At 50.5% G+C, this 17938-nt stretch carries 14 protein-coding genes; 6 read left to right on the forward strand and 8 right to left on the reverse strand.

Features of this window, described 5'->3' with window-relative positions; translation table 11 throughout:
- The first annotated feature begins 179 nt into the window (after window positions 1-179).
- The 6 genes from Q0090_RS07220 (at window position 180) to Q0090_RS07245 (ending at window position 8509) form a co-directional block, all read left to right on the forward strand.
- Complete coding sequence (locus tag Q0090_RS07220; protein ID WP_297949206.1) at window positions 180-2750, forward strand: TonB-dependent receptor; 2571 nt, start codon at window positions 180-182, stop codon at window positions 2748-2750.
- A 156-nt stretch (window positions 2751-2906) separates the two neighbouring features.
- Window positions 2907-4172 carry an ATP-binding protein gene (locus Q0090_RS07225; RefSeq protein ID WP_297949208.1) on the forward strand — a complete coding sequence of 422 codons (1266 nt, stop codon included), beginning with the start codon at window positions 2907-2909 and terminating at the stop codon, window positions 4170-4172.
- A 9-nt stretch (window positions 4173-4181) separates the two neighbouring features.
- On the forward strand, window positions 4182-4874 hold the full coding sequence (locus tag Q0090_RS07230) for an RloB family protein (protein ID WP_297949210.1): 693 nt from the start codon (window positions 4182-4184) through the stop codon (window positions 4872-4874).
- A gap of 237 nt (window positions 4875-5111) precedes the next feature.
- On the forward strand, window positions 5112-5969 hold the full coding sequence (gene folP, locus Q0090_RS07235) for a dihydropteroate synthase (RefSeq protein ID WP_297949212.1): 858 nt from the start codon (window positions 5112-5114) through the stop codon (window positions 5967-5969).
- A gap of 49 nt (window positions 5970-6018) precedes the next feature.
- The gene (gene cdaA / locus Q0090_RS07240; protein WP_297949413.1) at window positions 6019-6798 is read left to right on the forward strand and encodes a diadenylate cyclase CdaA; all 780 of its coding nucleotides are present in this window, start codon (window positions 6019-6021) and stop codon (window positions 6796-6798) included.
- Window positions 6799-6817: 19 nt separating this feature from the next.
- Entirely contained in the window at window positions 6818-8509 is a 1692-nt protein-coding gene (locus Q0090_RS07245) for a S41 family peptidase (protein ID WP_297949214.1), read from the forward strand.
- Between the two features lie 292 nt (window positions 8510-8801).
- On the opposite strand, the gene Q0090_RS07250 is transcribed toward Q0090_RS07245, so the two are convergent.
- From Q0090_RS07250 to Q0090_RS07285, 8 genes are all read right to left on the reverse strand, one after another.
- Complete coding sequence (locus Q0090_RS07250; protein WP_297949216.1) at window positions 8802-9512, reverse strand: DUF5020 family protein; 711 nt, start codon at window positions 9510-9512, stop codon at window positions 8802-8804.
- Window positions 9509-10744, reverse strand: a complete 1236-nt coding sequence (locus Q0090_RS07255) for a uracil-xanthine permease family protein (RefSeq protein WP_297949218.1) — start codon at window positions 10742-10744, stop codon at window positions 9509-9511. Before Q0090_RS07255 ends, Q0090_RS07250 begins: the two co-directional genes overlap by 4 nt.
- Before the next feature lie 228 nt (window positions 10745-10972).
- Complete coding sequence (locus Q0090_RS07260; RefSeq protein ID WP_297949220.1) at window positions 10973-13078, reverse strand: two-component regulator propeller domain-containing protein; 2106 nt, start codon at window positions 13076-13078, stop codon at window positions 10973-10975.
- Window positions 13079-13119: 41 nt separating this feature from the next.
- Window positions 13120-14061, reverse strand: a complete 942-nt coding sequence (locus Q0090_RS07265; protein ID WP_297949221.1) for a hypothetical protein — start codon at window positions 14059-14061, stop codon at window positions 13120-13122.
- A gap of 10 nt (window positions 14062-14071) precedes the next feature.
- Window positions 14072-14992 (reverse strand): hypothetical protein, encoded by a 921-nt coding sequence (locus Q0090_RS07270; RefSeq protein WP_297949223.1) that lies wholly within the window; start codon window positions 14990-14992, stop codon window positions 14072-14074.
- Window positions 14993-15180: 188 nt separating this feature from the next.
- A complete protein-coding gene (locus tag Q0090_RS07275; protein ID WP_297949225.1) occupies window positions 15181-16611 on the reverse strand; it encodes an aspartate ammonia-lyase in 1431 nt (476 codons plus the stop codon).
- Between the two features lie 80 nt (window positions 16612-16691).
- A complete protein-coding gene (locus Q0090_RS07280) occupies window positions 16692-17333 on the reverse strand; it encodes a 3'-5' exonuclease (RefSeq protein ID WP_297949227.1) in 642 nt (213 codons plus the stop codon).
- 10 nt (window positions 17334-17343) lie between these two features.
- A complete protein-coding gene (locus Q0090_RS07285; RefSeq protein ID WP_297949229.1) occupies window positions 17344-17931 on the reverse strand; it encodes a DUF5063 domain-containing protein in 588 nt (195 codons plus the stop codon).
- Window positions 17932-17938 lie beyond the last annotated feature (7 nt).

Below are 17938 nucleotides of genomic sequence, written 5' to 3' on the forward strand. Positions count from 1 at the left end.
GGACTACAAATCGGGATGGAAACCTAGGGATGCCCTCCTAATAACTGGGGATTGCATGGGAATGCCCCGGAGAGTACCTTTGCTGCCAAGAAAAAGAGTGCATGAGAAGGGCTCTCTTGGGGAGTAGGGAACCCAACGCCGCCTTCCTCTGTTGTACACAGATATATAGAACGCATAATATGAATAAGTACATTTTATTTTTGATTTCGTTGCTCGTATGCTTTAGAGCATCGGCTATTACCCCTCCGCCCAGTGATGCGAATATCATCGGGCATGTTGTGGATCAAGCAACCGGAGAGCACCTGCCCGGTATCTCCGTCTTTGTAAAAGGAACGAATATAGGTGCCGCCACGGATGCCTCGGGGCACTATTTCCTTCGCCACCTACGCCCCGGGGAGGTTACCCTTGTAATGCGAGGTGTGGGGTACCTCACGCAAGAAAAAAAGGTAACCGTGGTGCGCAATAAAATTGCGGAGGTCAATTTCGAAGCTCAGGAAGATGCTGTAGCCATTGACGAAGTGGTAGTCTCTGCTAACCGCCAAACTACGCTCCGCCGTTTGGCTCCTACTGTTGTAACGATTGTGGACGAGAAGGTTTTTGGTAAAGTGAACGCGAATAATCTACTCCAGGGTCTCGTGTTTCAGCCCGGGGTGCGCGTGGAGAACAATTGCCAGAACTGTGGATTCAATCAGGTGCGTATCAATGGTTTGGATGGGCGTTACTCGCAGATCCTTATCGATAGCCGCCCTATCTTTAGTGCCCTAGCCGGCGTGTACGGTATTGAGCAGATACCAACGAACATGGTAGACCGCGTGGAGGTGGTACGCGGTGGTGGTTCGGCTCTTTTTGGCTCTTCGGCTATTGGCGGTGTGGTCAATATTATTACCAAGGAGCCTAATGGCAATAGTTTTTCCATCAATGAGTCCGTATCGTTTACCGGTATGAACCGCCCCGACAATAACCTTGGTATGAATGCCTCTCTCGTCTCCCCCGACAATAGAATGGGAGCCATGCTCTATGGTCAGGCTCGCTACCGAACGCCTTGGGATGCCAATGGCGACGGCTTTAGCGAACTTGGCAAACTTAATGCGCGCACCGTGGGAGCCCACTTCTACCTCAAGCCCGATGATTACAGCAAGATTTCGGCAGATATTCATACCATTCAAGAGTATCGCCGTGGGGGAGATCACTTCGATTTGCCCGATCATGTCGCTGCCGTTTCGGAGCATCTCGACCACAGCATCTACAGTGGCAACCTCAAGTACGACCTTTTCTCACGCAACCTCAAACACCACTTTCAGGCTTTTGCCTCGGGGCAATCTGTGGACCGTAATAGTTACTATGGGGGGCTCGCAGATCGTGCGGATGAGCTAGGGAAGGAGTTCGGCAAACTCGGAGCTCCCGTACCTAAAGAACTGTATGGCGATAATTACGGAGTTACTCGCGGACGTACCTACATGGGAGGAGTGCAGTACAATTATAGTGCAGATCGTCTGCTCTTTATGCCTGCTGAGATCCTGTTGGGTGCGGAGTATGTGTATGACTTCCTCGATGACAAAATGCCCATCCGCTCGTGGCAGCAACGGAAAGACGACAAGGGAAACGACATCCTCGAAGGGGGCAAACTCCTCTCGGCATTCCCCGGTATTCATCAGCATGTGCACAATGCGAGTCAGTTTGCTCAGGTAGAATGGAAAAATCAGCACCTCTCCATCCTCTTGGGTACACGCCTTGATGAGCATTCGATTGTGGGTAAGCCGATTTTAAGCCCGAGAGCCACTTTGCGTTACAACCCGACTAAGGAGGTCAATCTACGTGCTTCGTACGCTAAGGGTTTCCGTGCTCCTCAAGTTTTTGACGAAGACCTACACGTGAGCATCGTAGGGGGGGAAGCCAAAAGGGTAATCAATGGAGAGGGGTTAAGACCCGAAACCAGCCATTCTTTCAATATGAGTGCCGATCTCTACCACCGTTGGAAGGGAATTAGCGGAAATCTTCTTATAGAGGGCTTTTACAATCGCATTATTGACGTCTTTGTGAATGAGGAGCAACCTTCGCAAAACGATGGCGTGATGCGCCTCTTGCGTACCAATAGTCAAGGAGCGCGTGTATATGGATGCAATATAGAGGGCAAGCTAGCATGGCGCAATCTCCAGTTGCAGGCAGGCTTTACCTATACCCAGAACCTCTACGACAAGGCCGTGGAATACGGAGAGTATACCGAGTTCGATGCCTCGGGAATGCCGATAATTGACGCGGATAAGAAGGTGCAGAACCGTAAATTGACCGACCGCCGGATGATGCGAACACCCAATGCATATGGTTATTTTACCCTTGGCTACGAGCCGATTCATGCCCTCTCTTTCTCCTTCACAGGTACTATAACGGGACCGATGCTTGCACCCCATACGATAGAGTATGGAGCCGGTAGCGCCCAAAGCGATAGGGAGGCCAAGCACGATGCCGGCATATTTACCGAGCATTTCAAGAGCCATGGCGTTGCGCCCGAAGATCGGATTGTACGTATTGACGAGCTGACGACTACGCCCACCTTCGTGGAGTTGGGTGCGAAAGTCTCTTACCACTTCGATATTTTTCGCCACAGCGAGATTGAGTTGTACGGCGGTATCAATAACTTCCTAGATGCGCGCCAAAAGGATTACGACCAAGGTGCCGGTCGGGATAGTGCTTATATCTACGGGCCTACCCTCCCTCGGACGCTCTACCTAGGTTGCCGCCTCTCCTTTTAGGGCGAGCCCTGTCCCCTTCTTGCCCCTGCTCCCTTCGGCTTCGGCCGTCGGGATCCGGGGCGTTTTTGTCTGTGTGTTTAAATGAGAGAAAATCACGTTTTTGACATAGCATGTCTAAAGGTTGTTGTATCTTTGCGAAAAACAAAAACATAAGATATGCTAGTAAACTTCACGGTCGAGAATTATCGCTCTTTTAAAGAGGAACGAACCTTTAGTATGGAGGCATGTTCGATAAAGGAGCACAAAGAGTCTGTGATCAGCAAGGGTAAGTATAACTTGCTCCCATTGGCTATTTTGTATGGGGCGAACTCTAGTGGCAAGAGCAATCTTATTCAAGCTATTGCCACTATGTTGCGTATCATCATGGGTTCTGTGCGCCTAAATGAGGGTGAAGCTCTATCTTACGACCCTTTTGCGTTGGACGAGAACTCCGATTCATTGCCTACGTCGTTTGAGATGCAGTTTATAATTGATAAGGCTCTTTATCGCTATGGCTTCGAATACAATAAAACCGAAATTATTTCAGAGTGGTTATACGAGAAGCGCTTTGGAGAGAGAGAGTATGAACTATTTGTACGTTCTCAAGATGGAATAGAGGTGTCATCAACAAGATTCCCAGAGGGCAAGGAAAAGGAGAGTTTGACCAACTCAAATCGATTGTTCCTTTCCCTTGTGGCTCAGTTAAAAGGGGAGAAGTCTAACTTAATACTGGCTTGGTTCAGACGATGTAATGTGCTTTCGGGTATTGATACTGACGTTTACGGGGGCTTTACGGACAAGATGTTTTTGGAACATTTGGATGGGGCGGATGAGGCTCAGGAGTTCTTCAAGACATTGCAATTAGGCTTTTCTCATTTCTCTGTTGAGAGGAGTGATATACCTAAAGAAGTTTTGGATAAAGCTCCGGAGTCGATAAAAGCTAAACTAGAACAAGCTCAGGCAGAAGGCAAGGTTATTGAATCAATAACCACCCACAAGATTTACGATGAGAGTGGCTTGGTGATTGGGGAACGCGATTTCAATAAGGGTCGAATGGAGTCGGAGGGAACAAAAAAAGTGATAGAGATTTCCGGACCGATTTTTACCGTACTGAGAGAAGGTGAGACGCTCATTATAGATGAACTAGATGCAAAGCTTCATCCTCTTTTGACTCGGAATATCGTACTTCTATTTATGGATCCGGAGAAGAATAAGAATGGAGCACAGCTTATATTCGCCACGCACGATACCAATCTGCTTGACTTGGAAATTATCCGTCGTGACCAAATTTGGTTTGCAGAGAAGGATAAGGTAGAGTCTACCGATATCTACTCTCTTGTAGAATTTAAAGATGAAGATGGGAAAAAGGTTCGTAATGACCGAGACATCAAGCGTGATTACATTCGTGGACGTTACGGGGCGATACCATTTATCGGGAAATAGAGGTTTTGTATGGGAGCTACGGGAAAAGACGAATTAGAAAAGGTAAAGCAAAAACGAGGGAGAGGTAAGAGCCCCCAAAGGCGCAAGAAGAATGTTCGTGAGAGACAGGTACGTTTTTTAATTGTCTGTGAAGGCACCAAGACAGAACCGAACTATTTTAGAGCCCTTCTTAGGAATAACACGTCTACGGTTATTGCTGTAGAGATAAGGGGAGAAGGCCAGGGGGCGTCGGATTTGGTCGATAAAGCGTCAAGAATAAAGAAGGATTTGGAACGAAAGAATGACATGTCTTTTGACCACGTCTGGGTTGTTTTTGACAAGGATGACAGAGGGGATTTTAATGAGGCTATTAAGAAAGCTAATAAGTTGAAGTTTAAAAGTGCTTGGTCAAATGAGTCTTTTGAGCTCTGGTTTTGTCTGCATTTTGAGTATCTCCATACACCTATAGGTCGATCTGATTACATCAAAAAACTTGAAGGTTTTTTTAGTAAGGGAAAGGGGGATAATAACTTTAAGTACAAGAAGGGTAGCCCTGATATTTACCAGATGCTTAAGGCTTATGGTAATGAGGATTCTGCCAAGGCTCATGCTAAAAAATTACGTGCATTATATGGTGATGACAACTATGCAGAACATAATCCCTGCACGATGGTTGATATCCTTGTAGAAGAGCTAGAGCATCCTGAGAAGATAAAAGTATGACCTCTTCGGGTGTCAATCTTTTTGGGTACCCCCCCCCAAGGAGAAAATGATTGGTAGGGGACTCTCGTTGGGTTTTCCTCTGTTGAATTTTGGGAAGGAGAGGAGATGTGCGAAGATGCTTAGGTAGAGAGGATTATTTGGGTAGCTGGGTTGCTGCCTTCGCGCCCCTCCCCAAAAAAGTTGTTACCTTTGGGTTCGGATAAAGAATACAACCCTCTTTGCCGGAGGTAACAGCCAATGAAGCAGACTACCCTTAACCTCGGGGGACGATTATTCTCCCTCGCTCAGCCCCAAGTAATGGGTATCGTTAATGTAACTCCCGACTCCTTCTATTCGGGGAGCCGCGTCTCGGGAGAAGACGCTCTGCGCGCTCGCTTTGAGGAGATTGTGCGCGAAGGGGGTACGATGATTGACCTAGGTGGCTGCTCCACACGCCCGGGATGCACGATGCCGAGTAGCCAGGAGGAGATGGATAGGCTGCGTCCTGCCCTCAAGCTCTGGCGCGATGAGTATAGCGACATTCCCCTCTCGGTCGATACCTTTCGTGCCGATGTAGCTGCCATGGCTGTGGAGGAATATGGTGCCAACCTCATTAACGATATTGCCGGAGGGAGCGAAGACGACAAGATGTTTTCTACGGTAGCTCGTTTGGGCGTGCCCTATATCCTGATGCATCTAGAGGGGCGTGTTGCGGGGATGCACCACGAGGCGACTTACCAACCCGATGTGGAGACGGCTGTTCTCGACTACTTCGTGCGTAAGGTAGATGCCCTCAGGCAACTCGGAGCCAAGGACATTATCCTCGATCCCGGCTTCGGCTTCTCTAAGTCCCCCGATGATAATTACCGCCTTTTGGCACGCTGTGCAGAAGCCCTTGCGCCCCTACAACTGCCCATTCTTATAGGCGTCTCTCGTAAGCGCATGGTCTGGCAGTTACTCGAATCCTCCGCTGCGGAGGCCCTCAACGGCACTACTGTACTTCACACCATCGCTCTATTGCAAGGGGGGGCAGATATCCTACGCGTGCATGATGTGCGCGCCGCTGTGGAGGCGATCCGCCTTGTAGAGCGGATGCGACCCTACCTCACCTTATGACCCTCTTAGCGTTCCCCCTAGAGATAATTCCCTACTAAAGACAATGCCCATGCCTCTACTCTGGCTCACCTTCTCCTTCAAAGACGGCATAGACGTGCTGCTTGTTGCCGTCTTTTTGTACTACACCTATCGCATCCTCAAAAGCTCCGGCTCCAAAGCGATCTTCGTGGGTCTGTTTACCTTTGTGGCCATTTGGGTTTTGGTCTCTCAGATACTCGAGATGCGCCTCATGGGGGCTATCCTCGATAAAATTGTGAGTGTAGGAGCCTTGACGCTCATCATCATTTTCCAAGACGAGATCCGAAAGTTCCTTGTGGGGATGGGCTCTACCCGCCGATGGCGTACGGTACGCCGTTGGTTCAATAAGGAGGCGCGCGCCGCCGAGGTGGAGGAGAAAAAATATATTGCTCCGGTGGTTTTGGCGTGCCTTAACCTTGCCAAAAAGAAAACAGGAGCCCTTATTGCCATTCAGCACGCCATGGATCTCTCCAACTACATCCATACGGGCGAAATGTTTCGCGCCGAGGTCAATGCTCGACTGCTCGAAAATATCTTTTTCAAAAACAGCCCCCTGCACGATGGAGCGGTGATTATAGCCGAAGGCAGTATCCGTGCAGCAGGATGTATCTTGCCCGTATCGGGGGTGGACGATCTCAATAAAGACTTGGGCTTGCGTCACCGGTCCGCCCTCGGGCTCTCCCAAGAAACTGATGCCATGGTGATTATCGTAAGCGAAGAGCGTGGCAAAATATCCTATGCTTATCGTGGTGAGATACATCAAGATATAACCACAGAAGAGCTTCGTCTGGCTCTTGAAGAAAACTTCTAATCTCCTTCGAAATATGTCTATGAAACGACTTATTCTCCTCCCCTTTCTCGCCTTTTGTCTTTTTGCTGAGGGGGGACTCTCTAGTTATGCCCAGTCTCGAAACGACAAGCAAATCTACTTCGATGCCCTACAAACAACGGGTACTATCCTCTCGAGTGTGCAGCGTTATTTTGTGGATACGATAGACCTGCCCACCATCCACGCTCTGGGTATGAATGCGATGCTATCTCGCCTCGATCCCTATACCGAGTATATGACACCGAAGGAGGCACAAGCCTTTCGTGAGGCTACTACCGGGGTCTATGCCGGTATCGGAGCCATCATCAGTCAGCGCCCCGATAGCACGGTAATTATAAACGAGCCCTTCGAGGGACAGCCTGCCCAGAGGGCAGGGCTCAAGCCCGGAGACCGTATCTTGCGGATTGATGGCAAGAGCTACGCCCGCTCCACTACACCCGAGGTTAGCAATGCCCTAAGGGGCAAAGAGGGTACGGAGATTCACCTCGTGGTACAACGTGCCGGAGAGCCTGCGCCCCGGGAGTTCCGCTTTATGCGAAAAAAGATTTCGATCAATTCGGTTGCTTATGCCGGGCGATTGGCCGGCGATATCGGTATTATCCGCCTCTCACAGTTTACCCAAGACTCGGGCAAGGATATCCGTGAGGCGCTTACCTCTCTTACGGAGGTTGCTCCTCTCAAAGGCCTTATCATTGACCTCCGTAGCAACGGCGGGGGGGTGATGCAGTCTGCCATCGAGGTTGTAAGTCTCTTTGTTCCGCATAATACGGAGGTGCTGCACGTGAAAGGCCGTGATGCCTCGGCCAACGACACCTACCGCACCATGTCTGCGCCTATTGCCTTGGACCTCCCGCTTGCTGTGCTTATCAACGAAGAGAGTGCATCCTCTTCTGAGATCGTAGCCGGTGCGTTGCAAGACCTCGATAGGGCCGTAATTATAGGCGAGAAGAGCTATGGGAAAGGGCTTGTGCAGAGCACGATACAAACTCCGGGCGATGGCTTGCTCAAACTTACCACGGCTCGCTACTATATCCCCAGTGGGCGTTGTATCCAAAAGATTGCCTACAACCACCTCGGAGACCGCACTCAGATTGCCGAAAATGATAGCCTAGGCGCAGCCTTCTCTACCCTGGGAGGACGCACCGTGTACGATGCCGGAGGGATTATGCCCGACCTCAAGGTGGAGGCCGATACTATGGCGAGCATGCTTGCCTACATGAGTGTGGATACTCTTGTTTTCGACTACCTAACACGCTACGAGGCAACCCACAAAAACCTCGCTTCGCCCGAGCAGTTCCACTTGACCGAGGCCGAGTACAACGATTTTATTACCTATCTCTCAAGCCACGGCTTTACCTATCAACCCCGAAGCCTTAAGTATCTCGAGCAGATGCAGGAGCTAATATCCTACGAGCAAGTGCCCGAGAATGCCGCTAAGGAGCTGGAGGCGTTGCGCAAAGTACTTGAGCCGAATATCAAGAGGGATGGTGCGCGGTTTAAGCGAGATATTAAGGAGTATATTGAGTCGCAGATCATGCTGCGTCGCTATCATAGAAAGGGCTATTTCGCCTTCATCATGCCCGGAGATTCTCAGGTGAAAGCCGCTTGCGAGGTGCTGGGCAATCCCGCTCGTTACAAGAGTCTTCTGGCTCCTCCAAAGGGCTCCTCTCCTGCAAAGGGAAAAGCAAAGTAGAGTAAGGGAGCACTTTTTCTTCCCTAATTTCCCATCAGAAAATAGCCTAAAACGATAGTAAGTTTTGGGCTATTCTTTTTTATTTTTCAGCCAATAGCACGAGGCATTTCTGCCCTAAATCGGGAAAAATATCACCCTAGAATCCGGAGCACCTTTCCCGAGGATCCTATTTCACCCGGAGAGTGGGGCGCTTGGAGTAGAGGCAAAAGAAACCCCTCTTTCTGCACTTCCTTACTCCGATGGGCAGGGAGAAGAAAGACAAAAAGAGGGGAAAACAAAGAATCCCGATCCTTTAGAAGGTCCACTTAAGACCTAGGGTCGGCATTAGGAAGAAGCGATTTCCTGCAAAGTTGTAGCTCAACTCCCACTCTGTACCTACGCTCAGACGGAAGTCGTCGTCCACGCCTTCGATCTTGTTTAGGTTGAGCCAGAATTGGGGTTCGGATAGGAATACAATAGGAGCTTTTTCTGTGATGTCCCCATCATACCAGAGATCCATAAACCCATTGAAGGAGCAGAGTCCCTCTGCGAAGTGGTAGTACCAAGTACCGGTTAGTTGTGCCGAATGGGGGCTCTTATTGCCGCGGATGTATTTATACATAGGGGTAACGGTAAACCCATACGAGAAGTCGGAAGCATTGAGAGCATACGTGCCCCCGAGGAGAAAAGCACTGTGGAATGAGAACTTGTTGGTGAGCCCTCCGTTGTACTCAGCGTGGATAGCAAAGGGGGCTTGCCAGAACTTAAACTCACGCGCAATCTCCCAATAAGCATCGCGTACGCCACTAGCGCCGTAATTCATATCAATAAAGAAGAAGGTATTACCCCACTTGTCGGGGCGGAACATCTCTACCGTAGTGGTAAGACGAGGGCGACTAGGAGCCTCCTTGCTGTAGATATGGCGACCAAAGTCGTAATGCAACTGAACGTTTTGCGCCTTGGCTAGTTGAGGCACGGCACAAAGGGCAACAGCCGTTGCCACAAAGAGTAGAAGCTTTTTCATTCCTTATTAGTTTTTGTTTCTGTTGTTTCGTTTGATTTCTTGGGTTCGGGCAGGATCAGGTTGAGGACAACCGCAATGAGGGCCGAGAGCCCAATCCCTGCTAGAGAGAAGTTGCCGAATTGCATGATGGCCCCCCCAATGCCGGTGGTAAGCGTCACAGAAATGATGACAATATTGCGAGACGAGCCAAAATCTACCTTGCTGTTGAGGAGGTTGGAGATGCCGGCTCCGGCAATCGTTCCGAAGAGAAGAAGCATAATACCGCCTAGTACGGCCTGTGGAATACTGCTAAGAAGAGCGCTCACCTTGCCCACGAGCGAAAAGACAATACCCGTAATGGCTGCAATGCGGAAGACCGAAGGGTTGCTCACCTTGGTCAGAGACATAGCCCCCGTCACCTCGCTATAGGTGGTAACAGGAGGTGCCCCGATCACGCTTGCCACGAGGCAGGCAAGCCCATCCCCGAGCATGGTGCGGTGTAGCCCCGGGTCTTTGACGAAGTTTTTCCCCGTAACACTATTAACCACGTACACGTCTCCAATGTGCTCAATAACCGGTGCAATGGCTACCGGAATCATGAAGAGAATCGGTTCCCAAGAGATCTTGGAAGGGAAGATTAGCTTCGGAAGAGCGAACCAATCTGCCTCAGCTACTTTGGTGAGATCGACCTCGCTGGGGAAGAATATGAGAGCTAAGATATATCCCACGACAATACCGCAAAAGATTGGGATGAGCTTGATAAGACCGCGGGTGTAGAGGGTTACGATAATGGCCGTAGCGAGCGATGCCGCAGCCAGCCACCAATTGGTCGATGCCATATTAACAGCACTTGGGGAGAGCGATAGCCCAATGAGCATGATTACAGGCCCTATCACGATGGGCGGGAAAAGCCTATTGAGTAGCTTAGTGCCCTGCCAGCGAACCAATGCTGCCATCACAAAGTAGACGGCCGATACACCCATCAAACCGAAAAGAGCTCCCTCCAATCCGTATAACTCTGTTGCCTTGACAATGGGGGCAATAAAGGCAAAGCTACTCCCCAAGAAGATGGGTACCTTACCCTTTGTTACAAGGTGAAAAAGCAGTGTTCCGATACCTGCTGAAAATAGGGCCGTAGAGGGGTCTAGCCCCACCAATAAGGGTACTAATACCGTTGCCCCAAAGGCTACAAAAAGATACTGTACACCTACAATACCCTTTTTTAGAGGGGTCAATTCGTTTGATTGATTCATCTCTTATTTTATTTTGACAAAGCTATTCTGCCCACAAAGGTAGCGCAAACCAGCGCAATAGCACCCTTTTTGTGCAACTTGTTCTCCCCCTGGCTCCCGAGAGGATAGGGGAGGGGGGAATGGACGATCCAACGAGGGGCGGGAGCCGATCCTCTCCAAAACAAAAAGGGAGAGAGTAGACCGGATCCACTCCCTCCCCCTAGACTAGATTGCCTAAAGCGGATGATTTTATTCGCTTACGAGTAGGCGATAGGCTTTAGCGTCTACAACGAGGATATAAGTGCCGGGTGCTATTCCCTCTAGAGCAATGTGTAGAGAGCCTTGAGCATCGCACTGCATCTTGCGCAATAGTACCCCATCGAGCGTGGTTAGGCGCACTTCAGCATGGGCATTGGCTCCTTGCACCTCGGTGTGCTTGGTGGCAGGGTTGGGCGCAACAACAAGCAAATGAGCGGGGAGAGTAGGCTCTGTAGCCGTTAGCTTTTGCACCAAAGTCTCAGGATCTTTGAGAATGAAAATACCATCATTGGTGCAGACGTAGAGCTCTCCTTGCTCGTTAAAGCGAGCCGTATATACATCTGAGGGCGTAAAGCCTTCGCTCTCTTCGATCTTGTAAAATGTTCCCTCCTTAGTCATCAAATAGAATCCTTCTGTCCAGCAAGAGATCCAGCGATTTCCCTCCGCATCAAAGGCAACATGATTGACGTAGCTAGAGATAAAGCCATTGGAAGTACCGTAGTTGGTGTATTCGTTGGTAGTTAGATTGCGCACCTGTAGCCCCGAATTCGTGCAGATATACATAGAGCCATCGGGGGCGAAGAGTACGTTGCGCACGTTGTCGTCGGGGAGCTTATGCGCACTCTTGGTAAGGGTAGTGAACTTACCCTCCTTGTACTGAATGGCTCCGGCTACCGAGGAGATCCAGAGCGATCCATCGGCACCGGGGGTGAGGCCCAAGAGCGATTTGCTAGGCAAACCCTGCGCCTCTGTTATTCTTTCCCACTTGTTGTTGGCATATTTGGCCAGCCCGCCAGCGAAGGTGGAGGCCCATGCTACCCCTTCTGTATCTACCCATATATCGGTGACGGTGGGTACCGGTAGTTTGCCCTCTCCTACGCCATGGTTGGTCCACATCTCCATAGTTGGGTTGTAAACCGAGACGCCTCCATCGTAGAAGGCTGCCCAGAGTTGCCCCTTGCCGTCGAGTGAGAGACGGCGAGCGTTTAGACCGATCAATCCGCCGTTTGCTTGGGTAAAGCTTTTCCATTTCTTGCCGTCGGCATCGTAGTGACTGATGCCCGAGGTAGTTGCCACCCAGAAGCTTCCGCCCTTGGAGAGCAGAATGTCTTTGCAGACGTTGCCCACGAGTCCATCGCCCGAGTAGAGTGCCCAGGTATTGCTTTCTGTCTGGTAGGCTACGCCCGTCTTGTGCGTGGCGAGATAGGCCTTGCCCTCGGGAGAGAATGTAATGTCAAAGATGTCTTTGGCCAGCAGCCCTTCGTTTTCACCGATAAGGAGCCATTTTATCCCATCTTTGTAGCATACTCCGGAGCCATCGGTGCCGACCCAAAGTCTACCTTTTGTATCAAACATTACCGTGGTAAGGAAGTTGTCGGGCAATCCGTTTTCGGTTGTTTGGGTCTCCCAACGGATGCCATCGAAGTGTTGCAGACCATTCTGCGAAGCAATCCACACGTGCCCTTCGCGGGTGGTAATGTCTTGGATAGATCCAAATGTATTAGACTCCTCTAGCAGCTTCCACTCCTCGCCTTCGAAGTAGTAAACGCCGCTCTCACAGCCTGCCCACACTTTACCATCCGTGCCTATTGCAAGGGTAGTGAAGGTGGTAAAGGGGTTAGGAGAGGGGTGGTAATGAGTGCGCTCCGTTCCTTTGATGTAGGTGAGAGTAGCTCCGTCGGCCACCCAGTAGCCACCCTTATCGTCCTCTAGGATATCTTGAGATAAGCCTCCTTCCAGGTCTCCGCTCTCCGTGGTATAGAAAGTCCATTCTCCTTGTGGTGAACGCATGGCAATCCCTTCTTCGTTGGCTGCGAGCCACATGTTTTTGTTCTTGTCTAGGAAGAGTTGGTTTACAGCCTTTCCCTCCAGAGCCTGCATCCCTTGGAGCATTGTCCAGACACCACCCTGGAGAAGTGCAACCCCCTTGTTGGTGGCTGCCCATAGGGTTCCTTGGCCATCGAACTCCAAGTCGTAGACTTCGTCGCTAGGAAGCCCCGAGGAGGTATTGTCAGTCCCAAAGCGTACCCACGTTTGGGCTTGTAGTGTAAAAAGGCTTGCCACGAGGGCAGCTGTGATCAGAAAAAGTCGTTTCATTTAGTAGTTATTATGGTTGATATTGTATGTGTGTTGCGCCCTTAGAGCTCCATGGGGTAGTGAAGGGGGCGATCAAAGGGCGCTGTATTGCCTTTGGATTTAACGATATAAGTCGTCTCGTTCCACTTGCCAAGCAGGATGCCACGCATGTCAATTGGAGCATCCTTTATAGCATCGGAGCTGTAGGTCTTGCGCTGTGAGAAGTGATAGTTTAGCACATCTTCGGCTTCTTGGCTCTCAGTATCAGCAACGAAGCTACCTGCAAGAGCCTCTTGCCAGAGCCCGTTTTTGCTCTTCGTTACGAAGAAAATGCGAAAGTCGTCGGTGCCTACAAGCACGCTTTTGGGCGAGCCATCGGAGTTTTTCTGTCCTTCGGCAAGGGTTGTTATGAAGTGAGACGTATCCAATTCCACCTCTTCGCCATTCTTTAGGATGGCAAAAGCGGAGCGATAACCGGTCTCCCCCTCGTCACGACTTACCACGTCTGCCACTTCGCTTTGGGGCGTGGGGTGCCGAAGAGCCTCGAAGTCGCCGAACCAAATAGCACGCAAGAAGGAAAGCACCTTGACGGTACCATCCTTTTGGATGAAGTAAAGCATCGGGTTATCCTGGTGCTGACCCCTATTGATAAAGACGATCTTGGCGCAATCGGTAAGCCCGGAAACCTCGTACTCGTCGTTGGCAGAGTAGTGGAAGGGGGGCACGGGAGCTTCTTCGATAGGGTAGGCGTCCCAGATCTTCTCACGAAGGGAGCGGGGGAAACGCAGCCATACCTTTCCGTCTCTTAGGATGGCTTCGAAAGCGATCTCCTCCTCAATGCGAATGAGGCCCAATGCGCACTGTTGGACATCCTCTTTGCCGGAGGCTACAGATTGCTCTGCATTGGCAGAGTCTTTTTCATTGCTTGAGTGATTGCTACCGCAGGCGGGTAGGATAAAAAGTCCCAAAAGGGCTGTGATGATAAGACTGTTTGTGAGTTTCATAGTACCTATCTTATTTATATGTTTGAGTTGTATCGACGTTGCACCAAGCTGCAATTTTGGCGGAGGTTAGCTCAATGGGACTCTGGATCTCTCCCTTAGGCGTGAGTGAGAAGCCCCCGATCTCGTCAATCTCTTGCGTCTCAATCCCCATGTCATCTTCGAACCTGGCAGAGTACAATTTGAAGTTGTAATTGCCCGTTTCTCCCTCATCAAGCCAATCGGGCCCCTCGAAGGTACCTTGATAGATTTGGCCCCAAGAGCCTTCGTAACGATCCATGAGGAGTTGTATTTTATAGTCGGGGGTGAGTATAATTACGAGACGAGGGTTACCCTCTTCGTCCAATACGGGGTATTCCAACTCGTGCTTTACCATAAAGGGGCGGATCTCAAACTCTTTGCCCGCAGCGTCTTTGGCAAAAATGGTTACGTAGGAGTTGTCCACCACTTTAGACTGAAAGCTTTTTATGTTTTGGAGTTGCTTGATTGGGGCACTGGCATTAAAATCTTTGTATCGCACCGCTTCGATGATGCTGAGTAGCTGCACTCGCCCATCGTTTAGTAGCATGCAGAGCATGGGACTTGTGTCTTGTCCGATGTCGCCAACAAAGATCTTGACGCACGGAGCTGCGAGGCGTGTCACATCGAATAGGTCGCCGGAGTTGGCATCTTGGCCCTCTTCGGGGAGGTATATCTTATCACCGAGGGTCAGCATTTGACGTGTCGCCAAGGGGAGGCGTAGGGACACTTTGCCATCATTTAGGAATACTTCGTAGGGATGCTCTTCGTGTAAGGTGAGAAAAGAGAGTTGGAGGGTATCTGCCATTAGGGCTTCTCTCTCCTTGTCATCCTGCTGCGACGAACTTTTTGTGCCGCAAGAGAGAACGGCAAGTGATACGCATAACAGAGCGAATAAGAGGTTTTTTGTTTTCATGGACATCTCTGTTTCTAACGTGAATAGGGGGTAAATAAAAAAAGTCCCTGCTCTTGTTTTCGGCAACTCTTCTAGTGGATGGGTTGTCGTAAAGGGGTGTGAGGGGCTTGGCCTTGAGGTGTAAAAAGTCTTGAAGAGAGGCGTTAAGCACACGCAATGCTCCGCCCCCCTTCAAGTGCCTTTGGGTATTACTTCAGCGGTTTGATGTGCTGGAGATTTACGGGTTTGATCATATTTTCGGGACTCAAGATGGTGTCGAGGTCTTCCTTCGATAGGATGCCATGCTCGAGTACGAGGTCGTAAACGCCACGACCGGTCTCCATAGCTTCCTTGGCAATCTTGGTCGAGTTCTTATACCCAATTACGGGGTTAAGAGCGGTTACGATGCCGATGCTGTTGCGGATATAGTCGCGGCAAACATCTTCGTTGGCGGTGATGCCATCAACACAAAGTGTGCGGAAGGTATCCATACCATTCATGAGGAGGTCGCAGCTTTCGAAGCAGCATTGAGCCATTACGGGCTCCATTGCGTTAAGCTCCATCTGGGCAGCGTCACCGGCCATAGTCACGGTGAGGTCGTTACCGATCACCTTGTAGCAAACTTGGCTGAGCACTTCGGGGATTACGGGGTTAACCTTACCGGGCATGATCGAAGAGCCGGGTTGCATGGCGGGTACGTTGATTTCGCGAAGACCGCATCGAGGACCCGAAGCAAGAAGACGGATGTCGTTGCCAATCTTATTGAGTTTTACAGCAATACGCTTGAGGGCGCTAGAGTAACCGATCATTACTGAGGTGTCACTGGTTGCTCCCACGAGGTCTTCTGTGAGTTTGATGTCCCAACCGGTGATTTCGGCCGTAGCCTTGATGCAGGCTTCTGCGTAGCCCGGCTCGGAGCAGATACCTGTACCGATAGCCGTAGCCCCCATATTGATGGTGAGGAATTGCTTGGCGGCGAAGTCTAGGTATGCCAATTCTTCTTCTAGGATAGCGGCAAAGCCACCGAATGTTTGTCCTAGAGACATGGGCACAGCGTCCTCAAGTTGGGTACGACCCATCTTAAGAATGTGAGCAAACTCTGCGCTCTTCTTGCGTAGAGATGCGATGAGTTCTTCGAGGTGGGGACGTAGTGTGAGGTGTGTGGCGTAGAGCCCAAGGTGAATAGCCGTGGGGTAAGCGTCGTTGGTCGATTGACTGCAATTAACGTGATCGTTGGGTTGTAGGTATTTGTACTCCCCGGCCTCGTGTCCCATGATTTGTAGGGCGCGGTTGCAGATCACCTCATTGGCATTCATATTGGTAGTAGTGCCGGCACCGCCTTGGATCATATCCACGGGGAATTGATCGTGGTGCTTACCTTCGAGGATTTCTTTGCAGGTAGCAACGATAGCCTTGTACTGCTCATCGGTGAGCAAGCCGTGAGCATGGTTGGCAATGGCAGCGCCCCACTTTGTGTAGGCTAGACCATTGATGAATAGAGGATACTGATCTAGACGGAAACGGCTGATCTGAAAGTTTTCGATACCGCGTAGCGTTTGTACCCCATAGAGCTTGTCTGCGGGGATTTGGCGTTCGCCCAAAAGGTCGCTCTCTAGGCGGAATTTAGAGTCGGTATTCATGTTCGAGTACGCTTATTTATAGTATTGTATTTATAATTCTCTGTTTGTGCGCCCTTTGTTTGAGGACAAAGGTAGCCATTTTAGTTCGCTTTTGTATTCCCCGGGATATAAAGTAAAGCAAAACGGGAGGGGTGCGGAATGGGGCGGGCCATCAGTGCGTTGTAAATGCGCAGGCAGGCATAGGCATCGAGGGCGGCGTATAGTTGTTGTTTGAAGGTGAGAGTGGGGCTTTCCCAATTGGTCACTCTCTGAGATTTACTAATGCGCTCCCCAAAAATGATGGCATAGATGTTTTGCAATCCGGCATCTCGTATGCCGTAGGCGGGGCATAGGCTTTGTAGCTCTACAAAACCCTCGGGTTGCACCTCGGCTCGGCGGCGCATTACTTTGTAATCATCGCGCAGGCTCAGCCCTACTTTTAGTATGTTGGGGTTGGCAAGGAAGGCTTTGAGGCGGGGTGGAAAGTCTGTTTTATTTACACGGATGAGGTAAGCATCCTCGAGTGTAGAGATCTGCACCAAGGCTACCTCTGCTATTTCGCCTCGAGTGAAGCAGGGCTTAGACTCGGTGTCGAAGCCCACAACGGAGTGCTGCTCCAGCTGGTCAAAGATGGCTTCGGCCTCTTCTTCCGTTTCGATAAGGTGTATTTTCCCCGGGAAAAATGCGGTGTGAGGGAGAGCTGCGATCTCCTCTTTTGTGATATGCTCTTGTAGGGATTCCATTTGTGTTTGATTAAAAATCCTCTCTTTCTTCCTCTGGCGAGGCCTCTTCGTTGGGCTCAAGACTCTCGGTGAACTTGAGGTGATGCAGGGCACGTAAGGCGGCCAAGATACGATCGCCCCAGTAGGCGCCAAATTGCTCAGAAAGGTCGTGGAGAGCGAGCGGAATAAGGTCAAAGACTTCGTCGCGCAGGAGCCCTACGAAGTTGCCGATAGGTTGATAAATGTCCGTAAGGGTCTCCGAGAGGCGTGCCGTAAGAGGGCGGTCGCTGTATTGCATCTCGGGCGATAGCGCCTCAAGGAAGAGGTCGCCTCGGCCAAATTGTTGCTCCAGACCTCGCTCCACAAGGGTGTATTCCCTCTCGCTTACATACTCCGGGAGGAAGTACTCCTCCTCTTGTTCGAAGGGCACGGCATCGTCACCGCCCGAGGAGAGTAGGGGCAGCGTCTTGATATAGAGCAGGGGAAGAATCCTCAGTAATTTGTCGGTAAGCTCGGCCGGAGCCATCTGAGCGGCCTCGTGCAAGAGGGTGCAAAAGGGCACGGCTACCGTGGCAAATTCGAGGACCTCCGGCGTGAGTGCAGTTTGAGATTGTTTCATCAGAAGA

The organism is uncultured Porphyromonas sp., assembly GCF_938023125.1.
GTDB lineage: Bacteria > Bacteroidota > Bacteroidia > Bacteroidales > Porphyromonadaceae > Porphyromonas.

Coding starts and splice junctions, on each gene's coding strand:
- Q0090_RS07220 (WP_297949206.1), top strand. CDS start 180: ATGAATAAGTACATTTTATTTTTGATTTCGTTGCTCGTATGCTTTAGA.
- Q0090_RS07225 (WP_297949208.1), top strand. CDS start 2,907: ATGCTAGTAAACTTCACGGTCGAGAATTATCGCTCTTTTAAAGAGGAA.
- Q0090_RS07230 (WP_297949210.1), top strand. CDS start 4,182: ATGGGAGCTACGGGAAAAGACGAATTAGAAAAGGTAAAGCAAAAACGA.
- folP (WP_297949212.1), top strand. CDS start 5,112: ATGAAGCAGACTACCCTTAACCTCGGGGGACGATTATTCTCCCTCGCT.
- cdaA (WP_297949413.1), top strand. CDS start 6,019: ATGCCTCTACTCTGGCTCACCTTCTCCTTCAAAGACGGCATAGACGTG.
- Q0090_RS07245 (WP_297949214.1), top strand. CDS start 6,818: ATGAAACGACTTATTCTCCTCCCCTTTCTCGCCTTTTGTCTTTTTGCT.
- Q0090_RS07250 (WP_297949216.1), bottom strand. CDS start 9,512: ATGAAAAAGCTTCTACTCTTTGTGGCAACGGCTGTTGCCCTTTGTGCC.
- Q0090_RS07255 (WP_297949218.1), bottom strand. CDS start 10,744: ATGAATCAATCAAACGAATTGACCCCTCTAAAAAAGGGTATTGTAGGT.
- Q0090_RS07260 (WP_297949220.1), bottom strand. CDS start 13,078: ATGAAACGACTTTTTCTGATCACAGCTGCCCTCGTGGCAAGCCTTTTT.
- Q0090_RS07265 (WP_297949221.1), bottom strand. CDS start 14,061: ATGAAACTCACAAACAGTCTTATCATCACAGCCCTTTTGGGACTTTTT.
- Q0090_RS07270 (WP_297949223.1), bottom strand. CDS start 14,992: ATGAAAACAAAAAACCTCTTATTCGCTCTGTTATGCGTATCACTTGCC.
- Q0090_RS07275 (WP_297949225.1), bottom strand. CDS start 16,611: ATGAATACCGACTCTAAATTCCGCCTAGAGAGCGACCTTTTGGGCGAA.
- Q0090_RS07280 (WP_297949227.1), bottom strand. CDS start 17,333: ATGGAATCCCTACAAGAGCATATCACAAAAGAGGAGATCGCAGCTCTC.
- Q0090_RS07285 (WP_297949229.1), bottom strand. CDS start 17,931: ATGAAACAATCTCAAACTGCACTCACGCCGGAGGTCCTCGAATTTGCC.